This is a genomic window from Streptomyces sp. HD (genome assembly GCF_028369295.1).
GTDB lineage: Bacteria > Actinomycetota > Actinomycetes > Streptomycetales > Streptomycetaceae > Streptomyces.
On sequence record NZ_JAQMYP010000045.1, the window covers coordinates 42,340 to 58,863 of the forward strand.

Here is a 16,524-nt window from a genome sequence, read left to right on the forward strand (position 1 = left end):
CGACGTACGAAGCGGGCCGGAGCCGGTGGTGCCGTAGGTGCCGCCGCCGGGCTTGGGGGTGCCGGCGGCGTTGTCGTGGACGATGACGACGTCACGCGGGTCGTCGCCGGCCCCGAGCCAGGTCATCCCCGTTCGGGTCACGTCGACGGCGACCCTCTCCCGGTACGTCCCCGGCGCGATGACCAGCGTCCAGCCGCTGCCGTTCGTCGCGCTGACGGCGGCCTGGACGGTGGTGAAGTCGCCCTGGCCGGAGGGGTCGACGTAGCGGGTCCGCGGGGTGAGGCGGGCGGCCGGTGAACCGTATCGGCCGAAGGGACAGGGGCGTCCGGCCGCGGCGCGGGCGGGGACCGGGGTGAGGGCGAGCGCGGCACCGACGGCGGCGCCTGCCGTCAGGAGTCCCCTTCGGGACAGGGGCGGTCGGGGGTGGTGCGAGGGCATACGGGTGCTCCTTCGCGGTGCTGCTCGTACGGGGGCTGAGGGCCGGGGCGGGCACACGCCCGGGCGGCGGCGTGCGATCGCCCGGGTGGTGGCGTGCGATGCGGGCCGCCCCGGCGGACTCGGGAGGAGGTCAGCGCAGGTGGCCGGCGCCCGCGCAGCGAGCGACGATCCCCGGCACCGCCTTGGGGTTGTCGATCTTCGTCCGCAGGGTCGGTGTCCAGCCGGCGCCGGACTGGAGGGTCTCCGCCGGGATCTCGGCGTTGTGGACCGCGATGAGGTCGGTCGGCTTCCCGTTGACGTAGTTGTTCTCGGCGGTCAGCGGGGACTCGTTCCACTTCTTGAGGACCTTGCCGACCTTGGCACCGGCCGGCAGGGAGACGGCGTTGTCGCTGGCGTGGAGCTGTGAGGAGATGCCGACGCCGAAGATGTAGTAGTCGTCCTTCTGTTCCTCGGTCACCACGTAGTGGTTGTTGTAGACGTCGACCTGCCCGAACCGCACGCGCGGGGAGCGCTGGAGGATGCCCTCGAAGCGGTTGTGGTGCATGGTGACCTTGAGCTTGCCGCCGTCGGTGGCGGCGAGGCCGTCGCCGTTGCCGATCAGCATGTTCTTGTCGTGGTCCTGGTAGCGGTTCCAGGACACGGTCACGTGGTTGGAGCCGCGCACGATGTCCGTCAGCCCGTCGTGCTGCTGGAACCTCTTGCCGAAGTAGACCGGCCGCTCGCTGTCGGGGTAGCGCCCGTCGGTGAACGTGTTGTGGTCGAGCCACACATGGTCGGTGCCGTAGACGACCACGGCGTCGTACTCGGAGTTCCAGTTGCCGGTCTTGTTGTCGTCGGTCGGGTCCCACTTGGGGAAGCAGTCCAGCGGGGCCTCGATGGTGAGGTTGCGCATGATGACGTTCGAGACGCCCTTGATCTGGAGGCTGCCGCCGAGGATGCCGGAGTTCGGGCCGACGCCGACGATGGTGGTGTTGCTGGGGACGTTGGCCTTGATCTCGGTGTCCTGCCTGGCGGCGGAGGCGACCCGGGCGTCCTCCTGGGGACCGCTGGCGACCTCGTCGTTGCCCCAGACGGCCGGGTCGTAGTCCTTCAGGTACTGCTGGAGGTCGTAGCCGTCGGTGACGAAGGCCTCGCAGCCCTCGGAGACGGCGTCGATCATGCCCTTGACCTGGATGATCTTCGGGGCGTCCGCACCGGCCTTCAGCGCGGCCTTGAACTCGGCCCACGTGGTGACGGTGTAGACGTGCTCGGCATCGGCGGCCGACCCACCGGTGGTCCCCGCACCCTCCGCGCCCCAGCCGTCACCCGAGCCGAGGACCTGCCGGCCGAGGTCACGGGGCCCGGCCTGCGCTCCGGTGCCGGTCAGCCCGAGGAGGAGCGCGGTGCAGCCGATCAGCACAGCGGTCCTCACTGTGGCATGCCCATGCCATACCTGTGCGTTCATTGTGCGGCTCTCTTTTCTGCGGTCGGGGTGGTTACGCGGCGGCCTGCGGCCAGGTGATCCAGGACTCCGGGATCTCCTCGTCGAGCCGACGCATGTCCTGCGGGCCGAGCACCCGCGCACGCAGCAGCTCCTGCGCCACGAGCCGCGCCACGGCGATCGCGCCGGGCGGGTTGAAGTGCGTGTTGTCCTGCTCGGCGGCCGTCCAGTTGAAGTACTTCTTCGTCTCCTCGACCCCGATCCGCTGCCACAGCGCGAGCGACAGCGCCTGGATGTCGAGCAGCGTCACCCGCTTCTCCTGCGCGAGCGCGCGCATCGCCGCCGGATAGTCGCCGTGGGTCGGCACGGAGTTGCCGTCGGCGTCGAACCTCCGCCGCTCGACAGCGGTGGCCAGCACCGGCCGCGCCCCCCGCTCCCGGGCACCGTCGACATACAGCCGCAGATACTCCTGGTACGTCGTCCAGGGCTCGGTGTACCGCGTCGGGTCGGTGGCCTTCTCGTCGTTGTGTGCGAACTGGATCAGCAGGAAGTCACCGGGCCGAATGGCCCGGAGAACGACATCCAGCCGCCCTTCGTCGACAAAGCTCTTGGAACTGCGCCCGTTCACGGCGTGATTGGAGACGAGCATGCTGTTACGCAGAAAGAAGGGCAGCGCCATACCCCACCCGGTCTCCGGGGCGGCATCGGCGTATTTCTGGGCGGCGGTGGAATCACCGGCGATGTAGAGGGTGCGGGAGCGCCGGCGTGCCTGAGCGGTACCAGTGCCCGCGAGAGCAAATGGAACGGTGGCAGCGGCAGCCACGCCGACCTGTCTGCGGGTAAGAGACACAAGGGTGCCTTTCAACAGGGGAAAGTGAAACCCCCCAAGGGGCGCGGGGAACTGCGCGACCAGCCACAACGAACCCGCAGCCGGCCGCGCAGCGAAGCGACCGAGCTCTCAGCCGTTACGCGACTTCCACTCGGCCTGAGCCTCGTTCAACTGCTCGGCCATCGTGTCCAGAAAGTCCTTGGCGCTCATGTCCCCGTTCAGCACCTTCTGGAAGTTCGGCTCGTTGTCGGCCTTGGAGATGGTGTTCCAGTCAGGCAGGTAGTACGGCAACTGCACAATCGACGTCGACCCGTCCGTCAACGCGGCGGCAGCCAGCTTCGTGGGCTCGGCCTCGGAAATCCACGCATCCTTGGCGGCGTCGTTGTTCGCCGGCACCTGCCCCGCCGCCTCGTTGAACTTCGAGTTCTCCTCGCGCGAGGTGGCGAACTCGATGAACTTCCAGGCGGCTTCCTTGTTCTTGGAGCTCTTGAACAGCCCGATTCCGTCCACGGGGTTGGACACCTGAACCCGCCTGCCGCCGGAGCCGACCGGCTGCGGAATTCCCCGGAACTTGTCGGTCCCCAGCGCCTTCACATGGTCCTGGTACGACCCCAGGTTGTGATTCAGCATCCCGATCGTGCCGGAATCCCACTGCGCGACCATCTTGGTGAAGTCGTTGTTGAGGTCGGCGGCCGGGGTGACCTTCTTGTAGAGCGCGGCGTACTTCTCCAGCGCGGCCACGTTCTTGGGGTCGTTGACGGTCGTCTTCGCACCGCTCGCGTCCCAGAACGACGTGATCCCCGACTGCCCGTACATCGCGTCCAGCGCCTGGGCGATGGACCCGGCGCCACCACGGATGGTGTACCCGAACTCGTTCTTCTTGGCGTCGGTCAGCTTCTCGGCGGCGGTGAAGAACTTGTCCCACGTGGTCGGCTCGTCCAGCCCGGCCTTCTTGAACAGGTCGGTGCGGTAGTACAGCACACCGTTGTTCGCGGAGGTCGGAATCGAGTACAGCTTGTCGTCGCCACCACCCGCGGCCCTCAGCGAGGCGACCATGTCGTCGTTGAGCTTGCCGTTCAGGGAGGACTTGGCGAGCCGGTCGTCCAGCGGCTCCAGCGCGTTCTGCGCGGCGAACCCGGCGAGCATGGCCGCGCCCACGCCGCCGACGTCCGGCAGGCCGCCGCCCTGGAGGGCGGTGTCCACCTTGGACTGGTAGTCGGTGGACGGGATCCCGACGTACTCGACCTTGATGTCGGGGTTGGCCTTCTGGAAGTCGGCGATGAGCTCCTTCCAGATGTCGGTGCGGACACCGCCGTTGTTGTCCCAGAAGACGATCTTTCCCTTGCCGCTGCCCTCGGCGCCCTTGTCGCCGCCCGCGCCGCTCCCGTCGTCACCGCAGGCGGTGGCGGTCAGGGCGAGGACGGACCCGAGGGCGACGGCTGTGACGACGCGCCTGCTTCTGCGGATGCTGTTCTTCATTGGTCGGCTCTCTTCGTTCTGGATCCGGCGGAGATGTGAAGCTGTGGGGGTCAGTGACGGGCGTACGGCGCCCAGCCGTCCGTGCCCTGGAGGTAGTCGGCGACGGTGTGGTCCCGTGCCTCGGCCTCGCTCATCTGCGGCCGGTCCGCGGTCACGGCCGCGCCCGGTCCGAAGTTCCGGTACTCGGTGAACCGCGCGTCCTGCCACGGGAACCCGCTCATGTCGGTCCACGGCGAGGCCTTGATCGCGGCGGGCAGTTCGGTGTCGCGGATCAGCACCTGGGCGACCGCCGCGGGCTCACCGCCCGGATGCCAGGGCCGCCCCAGATGGAACGTCCCGGCCGGGGCGTCGCTCACGACCTTCGAGCGGGTGATCAGGAACCCGTACGGGTTGCCCGTCCAGGTCGAAGCCGCCGTGATGTAGCCGTTGTTGGTGTCCGATCCCCGGCTCAGCGCGCGGATCACGGACCGCTCGATGACGGTGGTGGCCCGCCCGTAGACGAAGTCGACGTCGCCCTCGATGTAGGAGTCGCGGACGTACACCCGGCTGATCACGTCCAGCTTGGGGCTGTCGGCCATCAGCGTGTCCTGGTTGCCCAGGAAGGCGGTGTCCTCGAAGACGATCCGGTCACCGGTCGTCTTCATCGCCAGCGCCTGCTCGCCGTTCAGCTCGTGCGCGGCCTCGTCGAAGTCGTTGCTGAAGGTGAGGTTGCGGGCGGTGACGTCGTTCGCGGCGATCCGGACGGTCGCGCTGCCCGTCGAACCCCCGTACGCGGCGGGCGTGTCGAAGACGACGACGGTGTCGGACCGGTCGCGTCCGGTCCCCTGGAGCACGATGTCCGGCTTGCTCGCGGGGATGAACACCTTCTCGCGGTACGTCCCCGGCGCGACGGCGATCGTCACCGGCACGGTGTTGCCGTCCGGCACGGCGTCCACGGCGGACTGCACGGTCGGGTGGTCGTCCGGGACGCGCAGGGTCACCCCGCCGATCCGCTGCTGCGGCCCGGAGAACCGCTTCACCAGGGCCGGCACGGCGGCCGCCGGGTCCAGCCGGTAGTCGTAGAACTCCCGTGGATCGAAGGCGGCACCCCGCTCGTCGGTCCGCCCCGTCGTGTTCCTCAGGATCGACCCGCGCTCGACCAGCTCGGCCGTCACATCGGCCTGATAGGGATGCTGGACCCCGTCGTAGTAGCTGTTCTCGATGACCATCCGGGTCCAGCCGCGCGACCAGTTCCCGTACGTCCACGTCGGGTCCCCGTCGGCCACCTGGGCCGACAGGTAGTTGTTGTACAGGTGGGCGTAGGCGCAGTTGTCGGCCGACGGATTGCGCTGTTTCGTGCCCCTGAACCAGTTGTGGTCGACTGTGATCTGCGTCCGGACGTCGGTCGTCCAGCCGATCCCGAACGCCTTGTTGTGGTTCGTGAACCGGTTGTAGGAGACGGTGATGTACTGGCTGTCCTTGCGGATGTCGAGCAGCCCGTCGCCCATGTGCGTGAAGCGGTTGTGGTCGATCCAGACGTGGTCGACGGTGTCCATCTGGATGGCGTCGAAGTCGGTCGTCTTGCCGTCCCAGTCGCCCTCGACGTACGAGTCACGGATCGTCAGGTTGCGGATGATGACGTTGCTGGTACCGGGGTTGAGGTGCAGCTCGCCGTGCACGATCTCACCGGTGTCGCCGACGCCGATCACGGTCTTGTTCGACCCCACCACGATGTCCGAGCCGAAGGGTTCGACGTCGATCGATCCCGACACCCGGATGATGTACGGCTCGGGCGCCGCCGCGTACTTGGCCAGCGAGGCCTGATCCGTGACGGTCACGACCTTGCCGCCCGCCCCGCCGGTCGTGCCCCCGGCGAGGGAGGCGAATCCATGGGGCCGGTCGGTCCAGCGGTCGGCGGCGACCGGGGTCGCCGTCGGACTCGCGGCCTTCGCCTCCCCCATCGCCCCGAGGCCGAGCGCGGCGACCAGGCTGAGCACGGCGGCCACGACCTTGCCGTGTCCCGGTCTCGACCTCGATCTCTGCAAGCGCTTGCTATCAAGGTGCTGCGTCATTGCGGCTCCCAACAGGCTCACGGGTGGGGTGCGTTACAGGGGTTCGATCCTGAAGTGCGAGAAGGTTGCCGCGCCGGCATGCCCCGCTCCGGCAGGCGCGAGGGCGAACAGGCCGAGCAGCGCACCGACCCAGCGCCAGGGCGTGGCGGCGAAGACGGGTCCGGACGGGCGCGGGCCGTCCCCCGTGTCGGAGAAGAAGCGGCAGCGCGCTCCCGCCCCGACCTCGACCCGCAGCCGCACCCGCCCCTCGGGGGCGAGCCGCGCGTGCTCGGCGTCCCGTTCCCTCCCCCACTGCCCGAAAGGCGTGGGAGGTGCCCCCATGGCGACCGCTTCCGCGAACCGGTGCACGACGTGCACCGCCCCGTCCGCGCCCCGCTGGAGCCCGATCCAGCCGAACGCGTCCCCGAGCACCGCGAGCCCGGCCCGCGCCCCCGGCTCCTCGCTGTGCAGCCGTAGCTCGACCTCCACCGCGCAGGGCGTGCCCGGCAGCCGCTGGGTGAGGATGTGCGGCAGTCTGCGCAGGTCGTGGGCGTCGGCCGAGCGGACGCAGGTCAGTCTCAGGCCGTCGCCGGAGTGCTGGGTGGCCCAGCCGTCCCGCGGGTTGGCGGTCCATGACCACTGGCGTCCGAAGCGTCCGCCGGGGAAGTCGTCGTCGGTGGCGGGCGCGGCGGGCAACTGGGCCGGCAGGTCGGGTCTGCGGTGGACGGCGACGGGGGCGCCGTCGTGGCCGAGCACCGGCCAGCCGTCGGTGCCCCAGCGCATCGGCTGGAGGTGGACGACGCGGCCGTAGGCGCCCCGCTGCTGGAAGTGCAGGAACCAGTCCTCACCGGACGGGGTGCGCACCCAGCCGCCCTGGTGGGGGCCGTTGACGTCGGTGTCCTTCTGTTCGAGGACGATCTTCTCCTCGTACGGCCCGAAGAACTCGCGGGAGCGGAAGGCGCCCTGCCAGCCGGTCTCCACTCCCCCGGCGGGCGCGAGGATCCAGAACCAGCCGTCGTGCTTGTAGAGCTTCGGGCCTTCGAGGGTGAACCAGCCGGGGATCCGGTCACCGTCGACGATCAGCTTGCCCTCGTCGAGGAGTGCGGTGCCGTCGGGGTGCATCCGGTGGCCGGTGAGCCGGTTCTTGACGCCGGAGCGGGACTTGGCCCAGGCGTGCACGAGATAGGCCTCGCCGGTCTCGTCGTCCCACAGGGGGCAGGGGTCGATCAGGCCCTTGCCGGCCTTGACCAGGTGCGGGCGGGTCCAGGGGCCGCGGATCGCGGGGGCGTTGACCTGGAAGATGCCCTGGTCGGGGTCGCCCCAGAAGATCCAGAAGCGGTCGTCGTGGTGGCGCAGGGAAGGGGCCCAGACTCCGCAGTCGTGCCGGGGCGCCGCGAACTCCTTCGCCGGTTCGAGCCGGTCGACGGCGTGGCCGACCAGGGTCCAGTTGACCAGGTCGCGGGAGTGCAGCAGGGGCAGGCCCGGTGCGCGGCCGAAGCTGGAGGCGGTGAGGTAGAGGTCGTCTCCGACGCGGACGACGTCCGGGTCGGACCAGTCGGCGTCGAGAACAGGGTTGGTGTACGTATCGGGGGTCACTGGCTCACCGCCTTGCGCACCAGGGACGCCGCTTCGATCCGGCTGATACGGCCGTCGGCGACGACGGTGACGATCCGGCGTACGGCGGTCTCGCCGGGCGGGATCGGCAGCCGTTCCCCGGCGGCGAGGGAGGAGCCGACGCCGGGGTACTCCTCGGCGCGCACGAACCACGGGTCCCGGCGGGTCTCCTCGGTGGCCCCGGCGAAGATCAGGGTCCAGGTGGAGCCGGCGAGCGCCACCCAGGGGGCGGACGTGCCGTGGATCTGCCGTTCGCCCTCGCGGTCGACGGTGAACACGTCCGGCGTCGACGCCTCCTTGCGGGCCCGCCAGAAGAAGCCGCCGTACGCCGCGCCGGGGCGGCCGTTGGTGGCGGGGCTGCCGATGGACAGCGGGTCGGAGGTGACGTTGGTCAGGGAGAAGGTGAAGTCCAACGCCCAGGCGAACTCGGTGAGTTCGGTGGCCGCGACCGTACGGCGCTCGCGCAGCAGCTCGGCGCCGGAGGCCACCCAGCGCAGTTCCTCGACGAAGCCGTCGGGGTCGCGCAGCTGGAAGGCGGTGTGCCGCTGGGCGCCGTGGTTGTCCAGTTCGGTCGGGCCCCGGTCGCGGACGAAGGTGCGTCCGCCCCAGAAGTTGTGCCCCTCGACGTCGGGAACGGCGACACCGACGCCGAGGTGGTGTGTGTGGTCGGCGGGGCTGAGCTCGGTGACCGCCGTGCCGGCCAGGGTGGTGACGGGGTGCAGATACGGGCGTGGGGAGAGCCGGGCCGGCAGTTCGGGCCGGGTGACGTACCGGCCGACCGGGCGGCCCCCGGCGCGCAGCACCGCGGTGTCGTGAGGGGTCATCAGGTGCTCACCTCATTCGTTGGTGCCGGAGGAACCCAGGGGGCGCCCAGCTCGGAGTACAGGGCGAGGGTGTCGGCGGCGGCCGCGACCAGGCCGTCGATGCCGGGCACGACCCGGCGCTGCTCGTCGGGGAGCAGTTGCCAGGCGTCGGCCGGCAGCGGGGCCGGGTCGGGGGCCAGTCGAATCGCTTCAACGACCTTCATGAAGGCGCCGGTCATGTCGGGTGTGACCAGCAGTTCGGCGCCGTCGGTGAGGTGGTCGACGAGGTTCTCCAGCAGGTCCGTACGGCCGTACTCGTACTCCTCCGGGCCGTGGTTCGCGCGCTGGAGCAGGACGCGGTCCTGCTTGTACCAGAAGGTGATCCGGCCGTGTTCGCCGTGGACGACGACATAGGGATCGTCGGGGTCCTCGGCGCAGAGGGTCGCGCCGACGACGACCTGGGGGCCGTGTGTGGTGACGCGGACGCAGGAGGTGTCGTCGGACTCGATGTCGTTGGCGCGCAGCAGCTCGGTCTCGATGCCGGTGACGTCCTCGGCGCGGGTGGTGCCGCCGAGGGCGAGCGCGGTGGCGACGGCGTGCGCGAGCGGGTTGGTCAGCACCCCGTCGATCACGTGGATGCCGTTCAGCCTGCGCCTGCCCGCCCAGGGCGCCCGCCGGAAGTACGCCTCGGGCCGCGCCCAGGCACCGGCCCCGCCGATTCCGACGATCTCCCCGATCGCGCCCTCGGCCATCAGCGTCCGCACCGCGGGCACGGCGTGCGAGCCCAGCGACTGGAACCCGATCTGGCAGGTGACGCCCGCCTCGGCGACCCCGTCGGCCATGCGCCGGAACTCGGCGTACGACGGGGCGGGCGGCTTCTCCAGCAGGAGGTGGACGCCCCTGCGGGCGGCGGTCAGCGCCAGGTCGGTGTGGGTCGGGATCGGCGTGCAGATCACGGCGACGCGCGCGCCGGTGGAGTCGAGGAGGGCGCCGAAGTCGGCGGACTGCCGCGGCGAACCGAGGCCCTCGGGGATCTCCTGCGCGGTGAGCGGGTTCAGCTCGCAGATCCCCGCCAGCCGCACGATCCCCTTGTCCTGGAGCCGACGGATGTTGTCGAGGTGCCAGCGGCCGTGGCCGCGCGCCCCGGCCAGCACGATGGGTACGGCAGTGCTCATGGGGTCCTCCCTGCGCCCGCGCCTCGGGCCACTGCTCGGTCGGCGGCCTCGGCGCTGTCGATCTTTGTGTGCAGGGTAGGTGTCCAGCCGACGTCGGCCGTGAGGTCGGGCTCGCTGCCGGAGTTGTAGGCGTTGTGGATGGCGAGCAGGTCCACCGGATAGCCGTTGAACAGGGTGCCGGACTGGTGCAGCGCGGTGCCGTTCCAGCTCTTGACCAGGTCGGCGACCTCGATGTGGCCGGGGGTGTGGAAGGCGTTGTTCTCCGCGTAGACGCCGGACTCGGTCGACACGCCGATGGAGTAGCGGTAGTCGTGGGCGTCGGCCGGGACGACGTACCGGTTGTCGTAGAGGTGCACCTGCCCGAAGCGGACGCGCGGGGCGCGCTGGACGACGGACTCGAACTCGTTGTGGTGCAGCGTGACGCGGAGCTTGCCCCGGTCCCCGGTCGCGGTGTCGCCGTTGCCGATGAGGATCGCCTTGTCGTGGTCGGCGAACCGGCTCCAGGAGACGGTGACCAGGTCGGAGGCGTTGGTGATGTCGAGCAGGCCGTCGTGGCGGAGGTAGTTGCGGCCGAAGTAGGTGGGCTCCTCCTCGTCCGGGTGCCCCTTGTCGCTCAGGCTCACATAGTCGATCCACACATGGGTGGCGCCGCGCAGCCAGATGTTGTCGTACGCCGTCTTCCAGTCGCCGAGGCCGCCGGTGTTGGGCTGCCAGACGGGGAAGCAGTCGTAGGCGTCGCGGAGTTCGAGGTTGCGGACGATGACGTTGTCCACGCCCCTGAGCTGGAGGCTCGCGCCCTTCAGTACAGCTGTGTTCTCGGAGTCTCCGAGTCCGACGATGGTGGTGTTGGACCCGACGGCGAGCTCGATCCGCTCGGCCTGTCCGGCCGCCGAAGCCTGACGGGCCTCCTCCTGCGGGCCGCTGGGCTTGGCGGGGCCCCAGGTGCGGGGGTCGTAGGCGGCCAGGTACTTCCCTGTGCTGTAGCCGTCGGTGGCGTAGTCGGCGCAGTCCAGGTGGTCGCCGTCGTCGTCGGTGTTGGCGTCGATGGTGCCGGCGATCCGGATGATCTTCGGCGTCGCGCTGCCGCCGTCGAGGGCCCGGACGAGCTCACCCCGGTTGCGTACGGTGAAGACGTGGGCGTCGTCGGCGGTGGAACCCCCCGTGGTACCACCATCGGCGGCGGCCCAGCCGTCGTTCGCGGGCAGGGTGTCGCGGCTGATGTCGCTGAGACGGACGTCTGCGGCAGCGCCCCTGAGGGGCGCGGGGAACTGCGCGACCAGCCACGACGGCGCCGCAGAAGACCCAGGACCCATCGCGGCACTTCCAGCCGGGTTTCTCGGGTCGTCGGCGCGAGCAGGTACGCACAGCAGCCCCAACAGAGCGGTCAGCAAAGCTACTTGACGGAGTCTCACCCCTTCACCGCCCCCGCGCTGAAGCCCGTGATCAGCCACTTCTGGATGAACGCGAACACGATCACCACCGGCACGGCCGCGATGATGCCGCCCGCGGCGAGCGCGCCCAGGTCCACGCTGTCGGCGCCCATCAGGGTGTTGAGGCCGACCGGGATGGTCTGCTTCTCCTGGTTGTTGAGGAACATCAGGGCGAACAGGAAGTGGTTCCAGGAGTGCACGAAGGCGAAGGAGCCGACAGCGATCAGGCCGGGCCGCAGCAGCGGCAGGACGATGATCCGAAAGGCCGTGAACCGGTTGCAGCCGTCGACCCAGGCGGCCTCCTCCAGTGAGTACGGCACGTTCTTGATGAAGTTGCTGATCAGGATCATCGACAGCGGCAGCTGGAACACCGTCTCGGCGATGATGACGCTGCCCAGCGAGTTGATCATCTTCAGCTCGGCGAAGATCTCGAACAGCGGCACCAGGAGCAGCGCGCCCGGCACGAACTGGGAGCACAGCAGGGCGAGCATGAAGGCGCGCTTGACCTTGAAGTTGAAGCGCGCGAGGGCGTAGCCGCCGGCCAGGGCGACCAGGGTCGTCATCAGCAGGGTGACGACGCCGACCAGCACGCTGTTCTGGAAGTAGGTGCCGAAGGCCCGCTCCGTCCAGACCTTCTCGAAGTGGTCGAAGGTCATCGGCCAGGGCACGAGCGAGGTCGAGCCGGCCGGGCGGAGCGAGAAGAGCAGGATCCAGTAGAAGGGAATGAGGGTGAAGACCAGGTACATCGACAGCGGGAGGTAGATCTGCCAGCGCGGGACCTCGTCCCAGGAGCGGTTCCTCTTCGTCGGACGCGGCGGCTCGGGGGCGGCACGCAGGGGCGCGGGCGCGGCCTTGGTGGCTTCCTTCACGCTCACTTGTCCTCACCTCCGAACTTGCTCAGCCGCAGATAGACGATCGAGCAGAAGAGCAGAATCACGAACGCGACCGTGGTCAGGGCGGACGCGTAGCCGAAGTTGTGGGCGTCGACGCTTGTGTTGGCGATGTAGAGCGGCAGAGTCGTGGTGACTCCCGCCGGGCCGCCGCCGGTCAGGGTGTAGAGCAGGTCGACGTTGTTGAACTCCCACACCGCGCGCAGCAGCGTGGACAGCACGATCGCGTCCTTCAGATGGGGCAGCGTGATGTGCCAGAACTGCTTGATCCGGCCGGCCCCGTCGACCTCGGCGGCCTCGTACAGGTCCTTGGAGACGGACTGGAGGTCGGCGAGGATGAGGATCGCGAAGAAGGGCACGCCGCGCCACAGGTCGGCGACGATCGCCGCCGGGAAGACGGTGGAGGTGTCCGACAGCCAGCTGGTGCCGTAGGAGCCGATGCCGACGTCGGCGAGGTAACGGGTGATGCCCGTCTGGGAGTTGTAGAGCAGCACCCAGATCGCCGAGGTCAGTACACCGGAGACGGCCCAGGGGGAGAACACGAGCGCGCGGCCGAGCGCACGGCCCGCGAAGGTCTGGTTGACGATCAGCGCGAGCGCGAGCCCGAACAGCAGTTGCAGCCCGACCTCGACGACGACCCACTTGGCACTGAACACCAGCGTGTCCCAGAACAGCGGGTCCTCGGTGAAGGCGTGGACGAAGTTGTCGAGGCCCGTGAAGCCGTTCCGCCACGGTTTGGTGGGGTTGTACTCCTGCAGGCTGTAGTAGAAGACGCTGACGACCGGGTAGGCGATGAACCCCAGCATGAGCAGCGCCGCCGGGGCGATCAGCAGATACGGGAGCCTGCGCGGCGTGGCGGAGGCACGGCGTCGCCGGGGTGGCGCGGGCGGTTTCGCCACGGCTGCGGCTTGGGCCATGACTGGACTCCGTTCTTGGTACGTCGTGCGTGCGGCTCGCTTCGCGGTTCAGGAAGCGCTTTCTCGGTGTGCAGGGGTTGGCCTGGATCTCGCGATACGGGGTGCCTCTTGCGGTTGTGTGGCGGGTGCGGACGCCGTGTGGCTGGTCGCGCAGTTCCCCGCGCCCCTATAGGGCGCTGTTGTCAGCCTGCGTAAGGATCTGGGGACTTGCCCGGCCGGGCCAGGAACTCGAAGTCGCAGCCGGTGTCGGCCTGGGTGATCTGTTCGTTGTAGAGCGCGCCGTAGCCTCGCTCGTAGCGTGCGGGCGGCGGCGTCCACTGGGCCCTGCGCCGCTCCAACTCGTCGTCGTCCACGTCGAGTTGAAGAGTCCGTGCCTCGACGTCCAGGGTGATCGGGTCTCCGGTGCGCACGAGGGCCAGCGGTCCGCCGACGTACGACTCGGGCGTCACGTGCAGCACACATGTGCCGTAGCTCGTGCCGCTCATCCGGGCGTCGGAGATCCGCACCATGTCCCGCACCCCCTGTTTCAGCAGATGGTCGGGCAGCGGCAGCATGCCGTACTCGGGCATGCCCGGACCGCCCTTGGGCCCGGCGTTGCGCAGCACCAGCACGTTGTCGGCGGTGATGTTCAGCGACGGATCGTTGATGGTCCGCTGCATCGTCCTGTAGTCGTCGAACACGACGGCACGGCCGGTGTGCTTGAGCAGATGGCGCTCGGCGGCGATGTGCTTGATGACGGCGCCGTCCGGACAGAGGTTGCCGCGCAGCACGGCGACCCCGCCCTCGCCGGCCACCGGGTTCTCGCGGGTGCGGATCACGTCGTCGTTGTGGACGACGGCGCCGTCGATCCGCTCCCCCAGGGTGCCGCTCACGGTCGGCCGGTCCAGGTGCAGCAGGTCGGTGATCCGCGAGAGGAAGGCGGGCAGGCCGCCGGCGAAGTGGAAGTCCTCCATCAGGTACGTCTGTCCGCCGGGACGGACGTTGGCCAGGACCGGGACGGTGCGGGCGATGCGGTCGAAGTCGTCGAGGGTGAGCTTGATGCCCGCGCGGCCCGCCATCGCGATCAGATGGATGACGGCGTTGGTGGAACCACCGAGCCCGAGCACCGTGGTGACGGCGTCCTCGAAGGCCTCGCGGGTGAGGATCCCGGACGGTTTGAGCCCGGTCCAGGCGAGCTCCACCGCGCGGCGCCCGGAGGCGGCGGCCATCCGCTCGTGCGCGGAATCGACGGCCGGGATCGAGGAGGCGCCGGGCAGGGACATGCCGAGGACTTCCGCCGCAGCGGTCATCGTGGACGCGGTCCCCATGGTCATGCAGTGACCCGGTGAACGCGCCAACCCGCCCTGGAGCTCCCGCAGTTCGCAGTCGGTCAGATTGCCCGCGCGGTGCTCGTCCCAGTACTTCCACATGTCGGTGCCGGACCCGAGGGTCTCACCGCGCCAGTGCCCCGGCAGCATCGGCCCCGCGGGAACGAATATCGACGCGACGTCGGCCGAGGCCGCGCCCATGAGCAGCGCCGGTGTCGACTTGTCGCAGCCGCCGAGCAGCACCGCCGCGTCGATCGGATACGACCGCAGCAGCTCCTCCGTCTCCATGGCGAGGAGGTTGCGGTAGAGCATCGGGGTCGGCTTCTGGTACGTCTCCGAGAGCGTGGAGACCGGGAATTCGAGCGGGAAACCCCCGGCCTGCCACACCCCCCGCTTGACCGCCTCGGCACGCTCCCGCAGATGGACGTGGCAGGGGTTGATGTCCGACCAGGTGTTGAGGACGGCGATCACCGGGCGGCCCCGGTACTCCTCCGCCTCGTAACCGAGCTGGCGCATACGGGCGTTGTGCGACCAGGTGCGCAGCTGGCCCTCGGTGCCGTACCACTGATGGCTTCTGAGTTCCTCGGGGCGCTTCCTGCCGGGGCTCTGCTCGCCGGTCATATGGACCACCCGGCGGCGATGGCGGCGACCTCGGCGCGCTCGTCCTCGGGGAGGTGCCGGCTCGGCGGCCGGACGTCGCGGCGGCACAGGCCGAGGGAGGCGAGGGCCTCCTTGACGACGGTGACGTTGTCGGCGGAGCCGTTCGCGGCGCGCAGCTCCTCGAAGCGGCGGACCTGTTCCCAGACCTTCATCGCACCCGGGTAGTCACCGGATCGAAGCGCTTCGATCATGTTCAGCGAAACGGACGGGGCGACGTTCACGAGTCCTGAGGTGAACCCGGTGGCGCCCGCGGAGAAGTACGAGGGCGCGTACGGCTCGGCGAGTCCGGCGACCCACACGAAGCGGTCGAGACCCGCGTCCCGTGCGAAGGCGGCGAACTTGGCGGCGTCCGGGACGGCGTACTTCACGCCGATGACGTTCGGGCAGTCGTCGGCGAGTTCGGCGAGACGGGCGCCACCGAGCTGGGCGTTGCGGATGTACGGGACGACACCGAGCTCGGGCACGGCCGAGGCGATGGCGCGGTGGTAGTCGACCCAGCCGCTCTGCGAGACGTACGGATGGACCGGCTGATGGACCATCACCATCCGGGCGCCGAGCTCGCGGGCGTGCCGGGCGGAGGCGACGGCGGTGGGCACGTCGTGGCCGACGCCGACGAGGACGACCGCACGGTCACCGGACTCGTCCACGGTCAACTCGGTGACCAGGCGGCGCTCTTCGGGCGTGAGGGCGTAGAACTCGCCGGTGTTGCCGTTCGGGGTAAGTGTGGTGACGCCCCCGTCGAGCAGACGACGCAGCAGGGCCCGGTGGGCGTCCTGGTCGATCGTGCCGTCCTCGGCGAACGGGGTCACCGGGATCGCCACCACGTCGGCCAGGGCCGTCCGTTGGGTCTCGAACGTCGTTGTCATGCCGGACCGTCCTCATTCTGGGCCTCGACTCCCGCGTCCGGGAAGGCCCGCTCGACGAACGACGCGATATGGGCGTGCAGGGCGCGCGCGGCGCCGTCGGCGTCCCCTTCGAGCGCGAGCCGCAGGATCTCCCGGTGCTCACCGGCCTCCCGCTCCCAGGAGGGGGAGGCGGCCCAGGCGACGGCGGAGACGAGGGCCGCCTGGTCGCGGACCTCGTCGAGCATCCGGCCGAGCAGCGGGTTGCCGCAGGGCAGGTACAGGGCGCGGTGGAAATCCCGGTTGGCGAGGGAGCGTTCGGCGGTGTCGGCGGCGGCGTCTGCGCGGGTCAGCGCGTCCCGGGCGGCGTCGAGAGACGCCCCGCGCCGCACGGCCCGCTTCAGCGCCTCGGGCTCCAGCAGCAGCCGCACGTCGTAGACCTCGCGTGCCATGTCCGCGTCCACCATGCGCACCGTGACGCCCTTGTACTGGCTCATCATGACCAGCCCGGTCCCGGCCAGCGTCTTGAGTGCCTCGCGCACGGGGGTCTTCGACACCCCGAACTGTGCGGCGAGCTCGGTCTCGACCAGGGCCTGACCGGGCGTCAACTGCCCGGTGAGGATGCGGCGTTTGATCTCCTCCAGCACGAACTGCGTGCGCGAGGGGATCGGTGTGGGCACAGAGGTCATG

General features: G+C 69.8%; 13 protein-coding genes and 1 pseudogene. All 14 read right to left on the reverse strand.

Going from position 1 to position 16,524, the window contains the following annotated elements; genetic code table 11:
• Positions 1-18: 18 nt before the first annotated feature.
• Positions 19-438 (reverse strand): annotated as a pseudogene (locus tag POF73_RS34175) (pectinesterase family protein); the annotation flags it as partial.
• 130 nt (positions 439-568) lie between these two features.
• The gene (locus POF73_RS34180; protein ID WP_272122959.1) at positions 569-1,882 is read right to left on the reverse strand and encodes a pectate lyase family protein; all 1,314 of its coding nucleotides are present in this window, start codon (positions 1,880-1,882) and stop codon (positions 569-571) included.
• 31 nt (positions 1,883-1,913) lie between these two features.
• Positions 1,914-2,708, reverse strand: coding sequence for a rhamnogalacturonan acetylesterase (locus tag POF73_RS34185; protein ID WP_272122997.1), 795 nt, complete (start codon positions 2,706-2,708; stop codon positions 1,914-1,916).
• Between the two features lie 108 nt (positions 2,709-2,816).
• Positions 2,817-4,166, reverse strand: a complete 1,350-nt coding sequence (locus POF73_RS34190) for an ABC transporter substrate-binding protein (protein WP_272122960.1) — start codon at positions 4,164-4,166, stop codon at positions 2,817-2,819.
• A 50-nt stretch (positions 4,167-4,216) separates the two neighbouring features.
• Positions 4,217-6,217 carry a pectinesterase family protein gene (locus tag POF73_RS34195; protein ID WP_272122961.1) on the reverse strand — a complete coding sequence of 667 codons (2,001 nt, stop codon included), beginning with the start codon at positions 6,215-6,217 and terminating at the stop codon, positions 4,217-4,219.
• Positions 6,218-6,250: 33 nt separating this feature from the next.
• Positions 6,251-7,792, reverse strand: coding sequence for a glycoside hydrolase family 43 protein (locus POF73_RS34200; protein WP_272122962.1), 1,542 nt, complete (start codon positions 7,790-7,792; stop codon positions 6,251-6,253).
• The gene (locus POF73_RS34205) at positions 7,789-8,634 is read right to left on the reverse strand and encodes a PmoA family protein (RefSeq protein WP_272122963.1); all 846 of its coding nucleotides are present in this window, start codon (positions 8,632-8,634) and stop codon (positions 7,789-7,791) included. Before POF73_RS34205 ends, POF73_RS34200 begins: the two co-directional genes overlap by 4 nt.
• Positions 8,634-9,788 (reverse strand): Gfo/Idh/MocA family protein, encoded by a 1,155-nt coding sequence (locus POF73_RS34210; protein ID WP_272122964.1) that lies wholly within the window; start codon positions 9,786-9,788, stop codon positions 8,634-8,636. Before POF73_RS34210 ends, POF73_RS34205 begins: the two co-directional genes overlap by 1 nt.
• Positions 9,785-11,101: a pectate lyase family protein gene (locus tag POF73_RS34215; RefSeq protein WP_272122965.1), complete on the reverse strand. Its 1,317-nt coding sequence runs from the start codon at positions 11,099-11,101 to the stop codon at positions 9,785-9,787. The genes POF73_RS34210 and POF73_RS34215 overlap by 4 nt, the downstream gene beginning before the upstream one ends.
• A gap of 95 nt (positions 11,102-11,196) precedes the next feature.
• Complete coding sequence (locus tag POF73_RS34220; protein ID WP_272122966.1) at positions 11,197-12,093, reverse strand: carbohydrate ABC transporter permease; 897 nt, start codon at positions 12,091-12,093, stop codon at positions 11,197-11,199.
• Entirely contained in the window at positions 12,090-13,025 is a 936-nt protein-coding gene (locus POF73_RS34225; RefSeq protein ID WP_272122967.1) for a carbohydrate ABC transporter permease, read from the reverse strand. The genes POF73_RS34220 and POF73_RS34225 overlap by 4 nt, the downstream gene beginning before the upstream one ends.
• A 182-nt stretch (positions 13,026-13,207) precedes the next feature.
• Positions 13,208-14,953 (reverse strand): L-arabinonate dehydratase, encoded by a 1,746-nt coding sequence (araD, locus tag POF73_RS34230; protein WP_272122968.1) that lies wholly within the window; start codon positions 14,951-14,953, stop codon positions 13,208-13,210.
• A complete protein-coding gene (locus POF73_RS34235; RefSeq protein ID WP_272122969.1) occupies positions 14,950-15,858 on the reverse strand; it encodes a dihydrodipicolinate synthase family protein in 909 nt (302 codons plus the stop codon). The genes araD and POF73_RS34235 overlap by 4 nt, the downstream gene beginning before the upstream one ends.
• Positions 15,855-16,523, reverse strand: coding sequence for a GntR family transcriptional regulator (locus POF73_RS34240; protein ID WP_272122970.1), 669 nt, complete (start codon positions 16,521-16,523; stop codon positions 15,855-15,857). Before POF73_RS34240 ends, POF73_RS34235 begins: the two co-directional genes overlap by 4 nt.
• Position 16,524 lies beyond the last annotated feature (1 nt).

Bases quoted from the DNA above. Each gene is read 5' to 3' on its own strand.
- POF73_RS34210 (WP_272122964.1), bottom strand. From the start codon at position 9,788: ATGAGCACTGCCGTACCCATCGTGCTGGCCGGGGCGCGCGGCCACGGC.
- POF73_RS34195 (WP_272122961.1), bottom strand. From the start codon at position 6,217: ATGACGCAGCACCTTGATAGCAAGCGCTTGCAGAGATCGAGGTCGAGA.
- POF73_RS34240 (WP_272122970.1), bottom strand. From the start codon at position 16,523: ATGACCTCTGTGCCCACACCGATCCCCTCGCGCACGCAGTTCGTGCTG.
- POF73_RS34190 (WP_272122960.1), bottom strand. From the start codon at position 4,166: ATGAAGAACAGCATCCGCAGAAGCAGGCGCGTCGTCACAGCCGTCGCC.
- POF73_RS34205 (WP_272122963.1), bottom strand. From the start codon at position 8,634: ATGACCCCTCACGACACCGCGGTGCTGCGCGCCGGGGGCCGCCCGGTC.
- POF73_RS34225 (WP_272122967.1), bottom strand. From the start codon at position 13,025: ATGGCCCAAGCCGCAGCCGTGGCGAAACCGCCCGCGCCACCCCGGCGA.
- POF73_RS34180 (WP_272122959.1), bottom strand. From the start codon at position 1,882: ATGAACGCACAGGTATGGCATGGGCATGCCACAGTGAGGACCGCTGTG.
- POF73_RS34235 (WP_272122969.1), bottom strand. From the start codon at position 15,858: ATGACAACGACGTTCGAGACCCAACGGACGGCCCTGGCCGACGTGGTG.
- POF73_RS34215 (WP_272122965.1), bottom strand. From the start codon at position 11,101: ATGGGTCCTGGGTCTTCTGCGGCGCCGTCGTGGCTGGTCGCGCAGTTC.
- araD (WP_272122968.1), bottom strand. From the start codon at position 14,953: ATGACCGGCGAGCAGAGCCCCGGCAGGAAGCGCCCCGAGGAACTCAGA.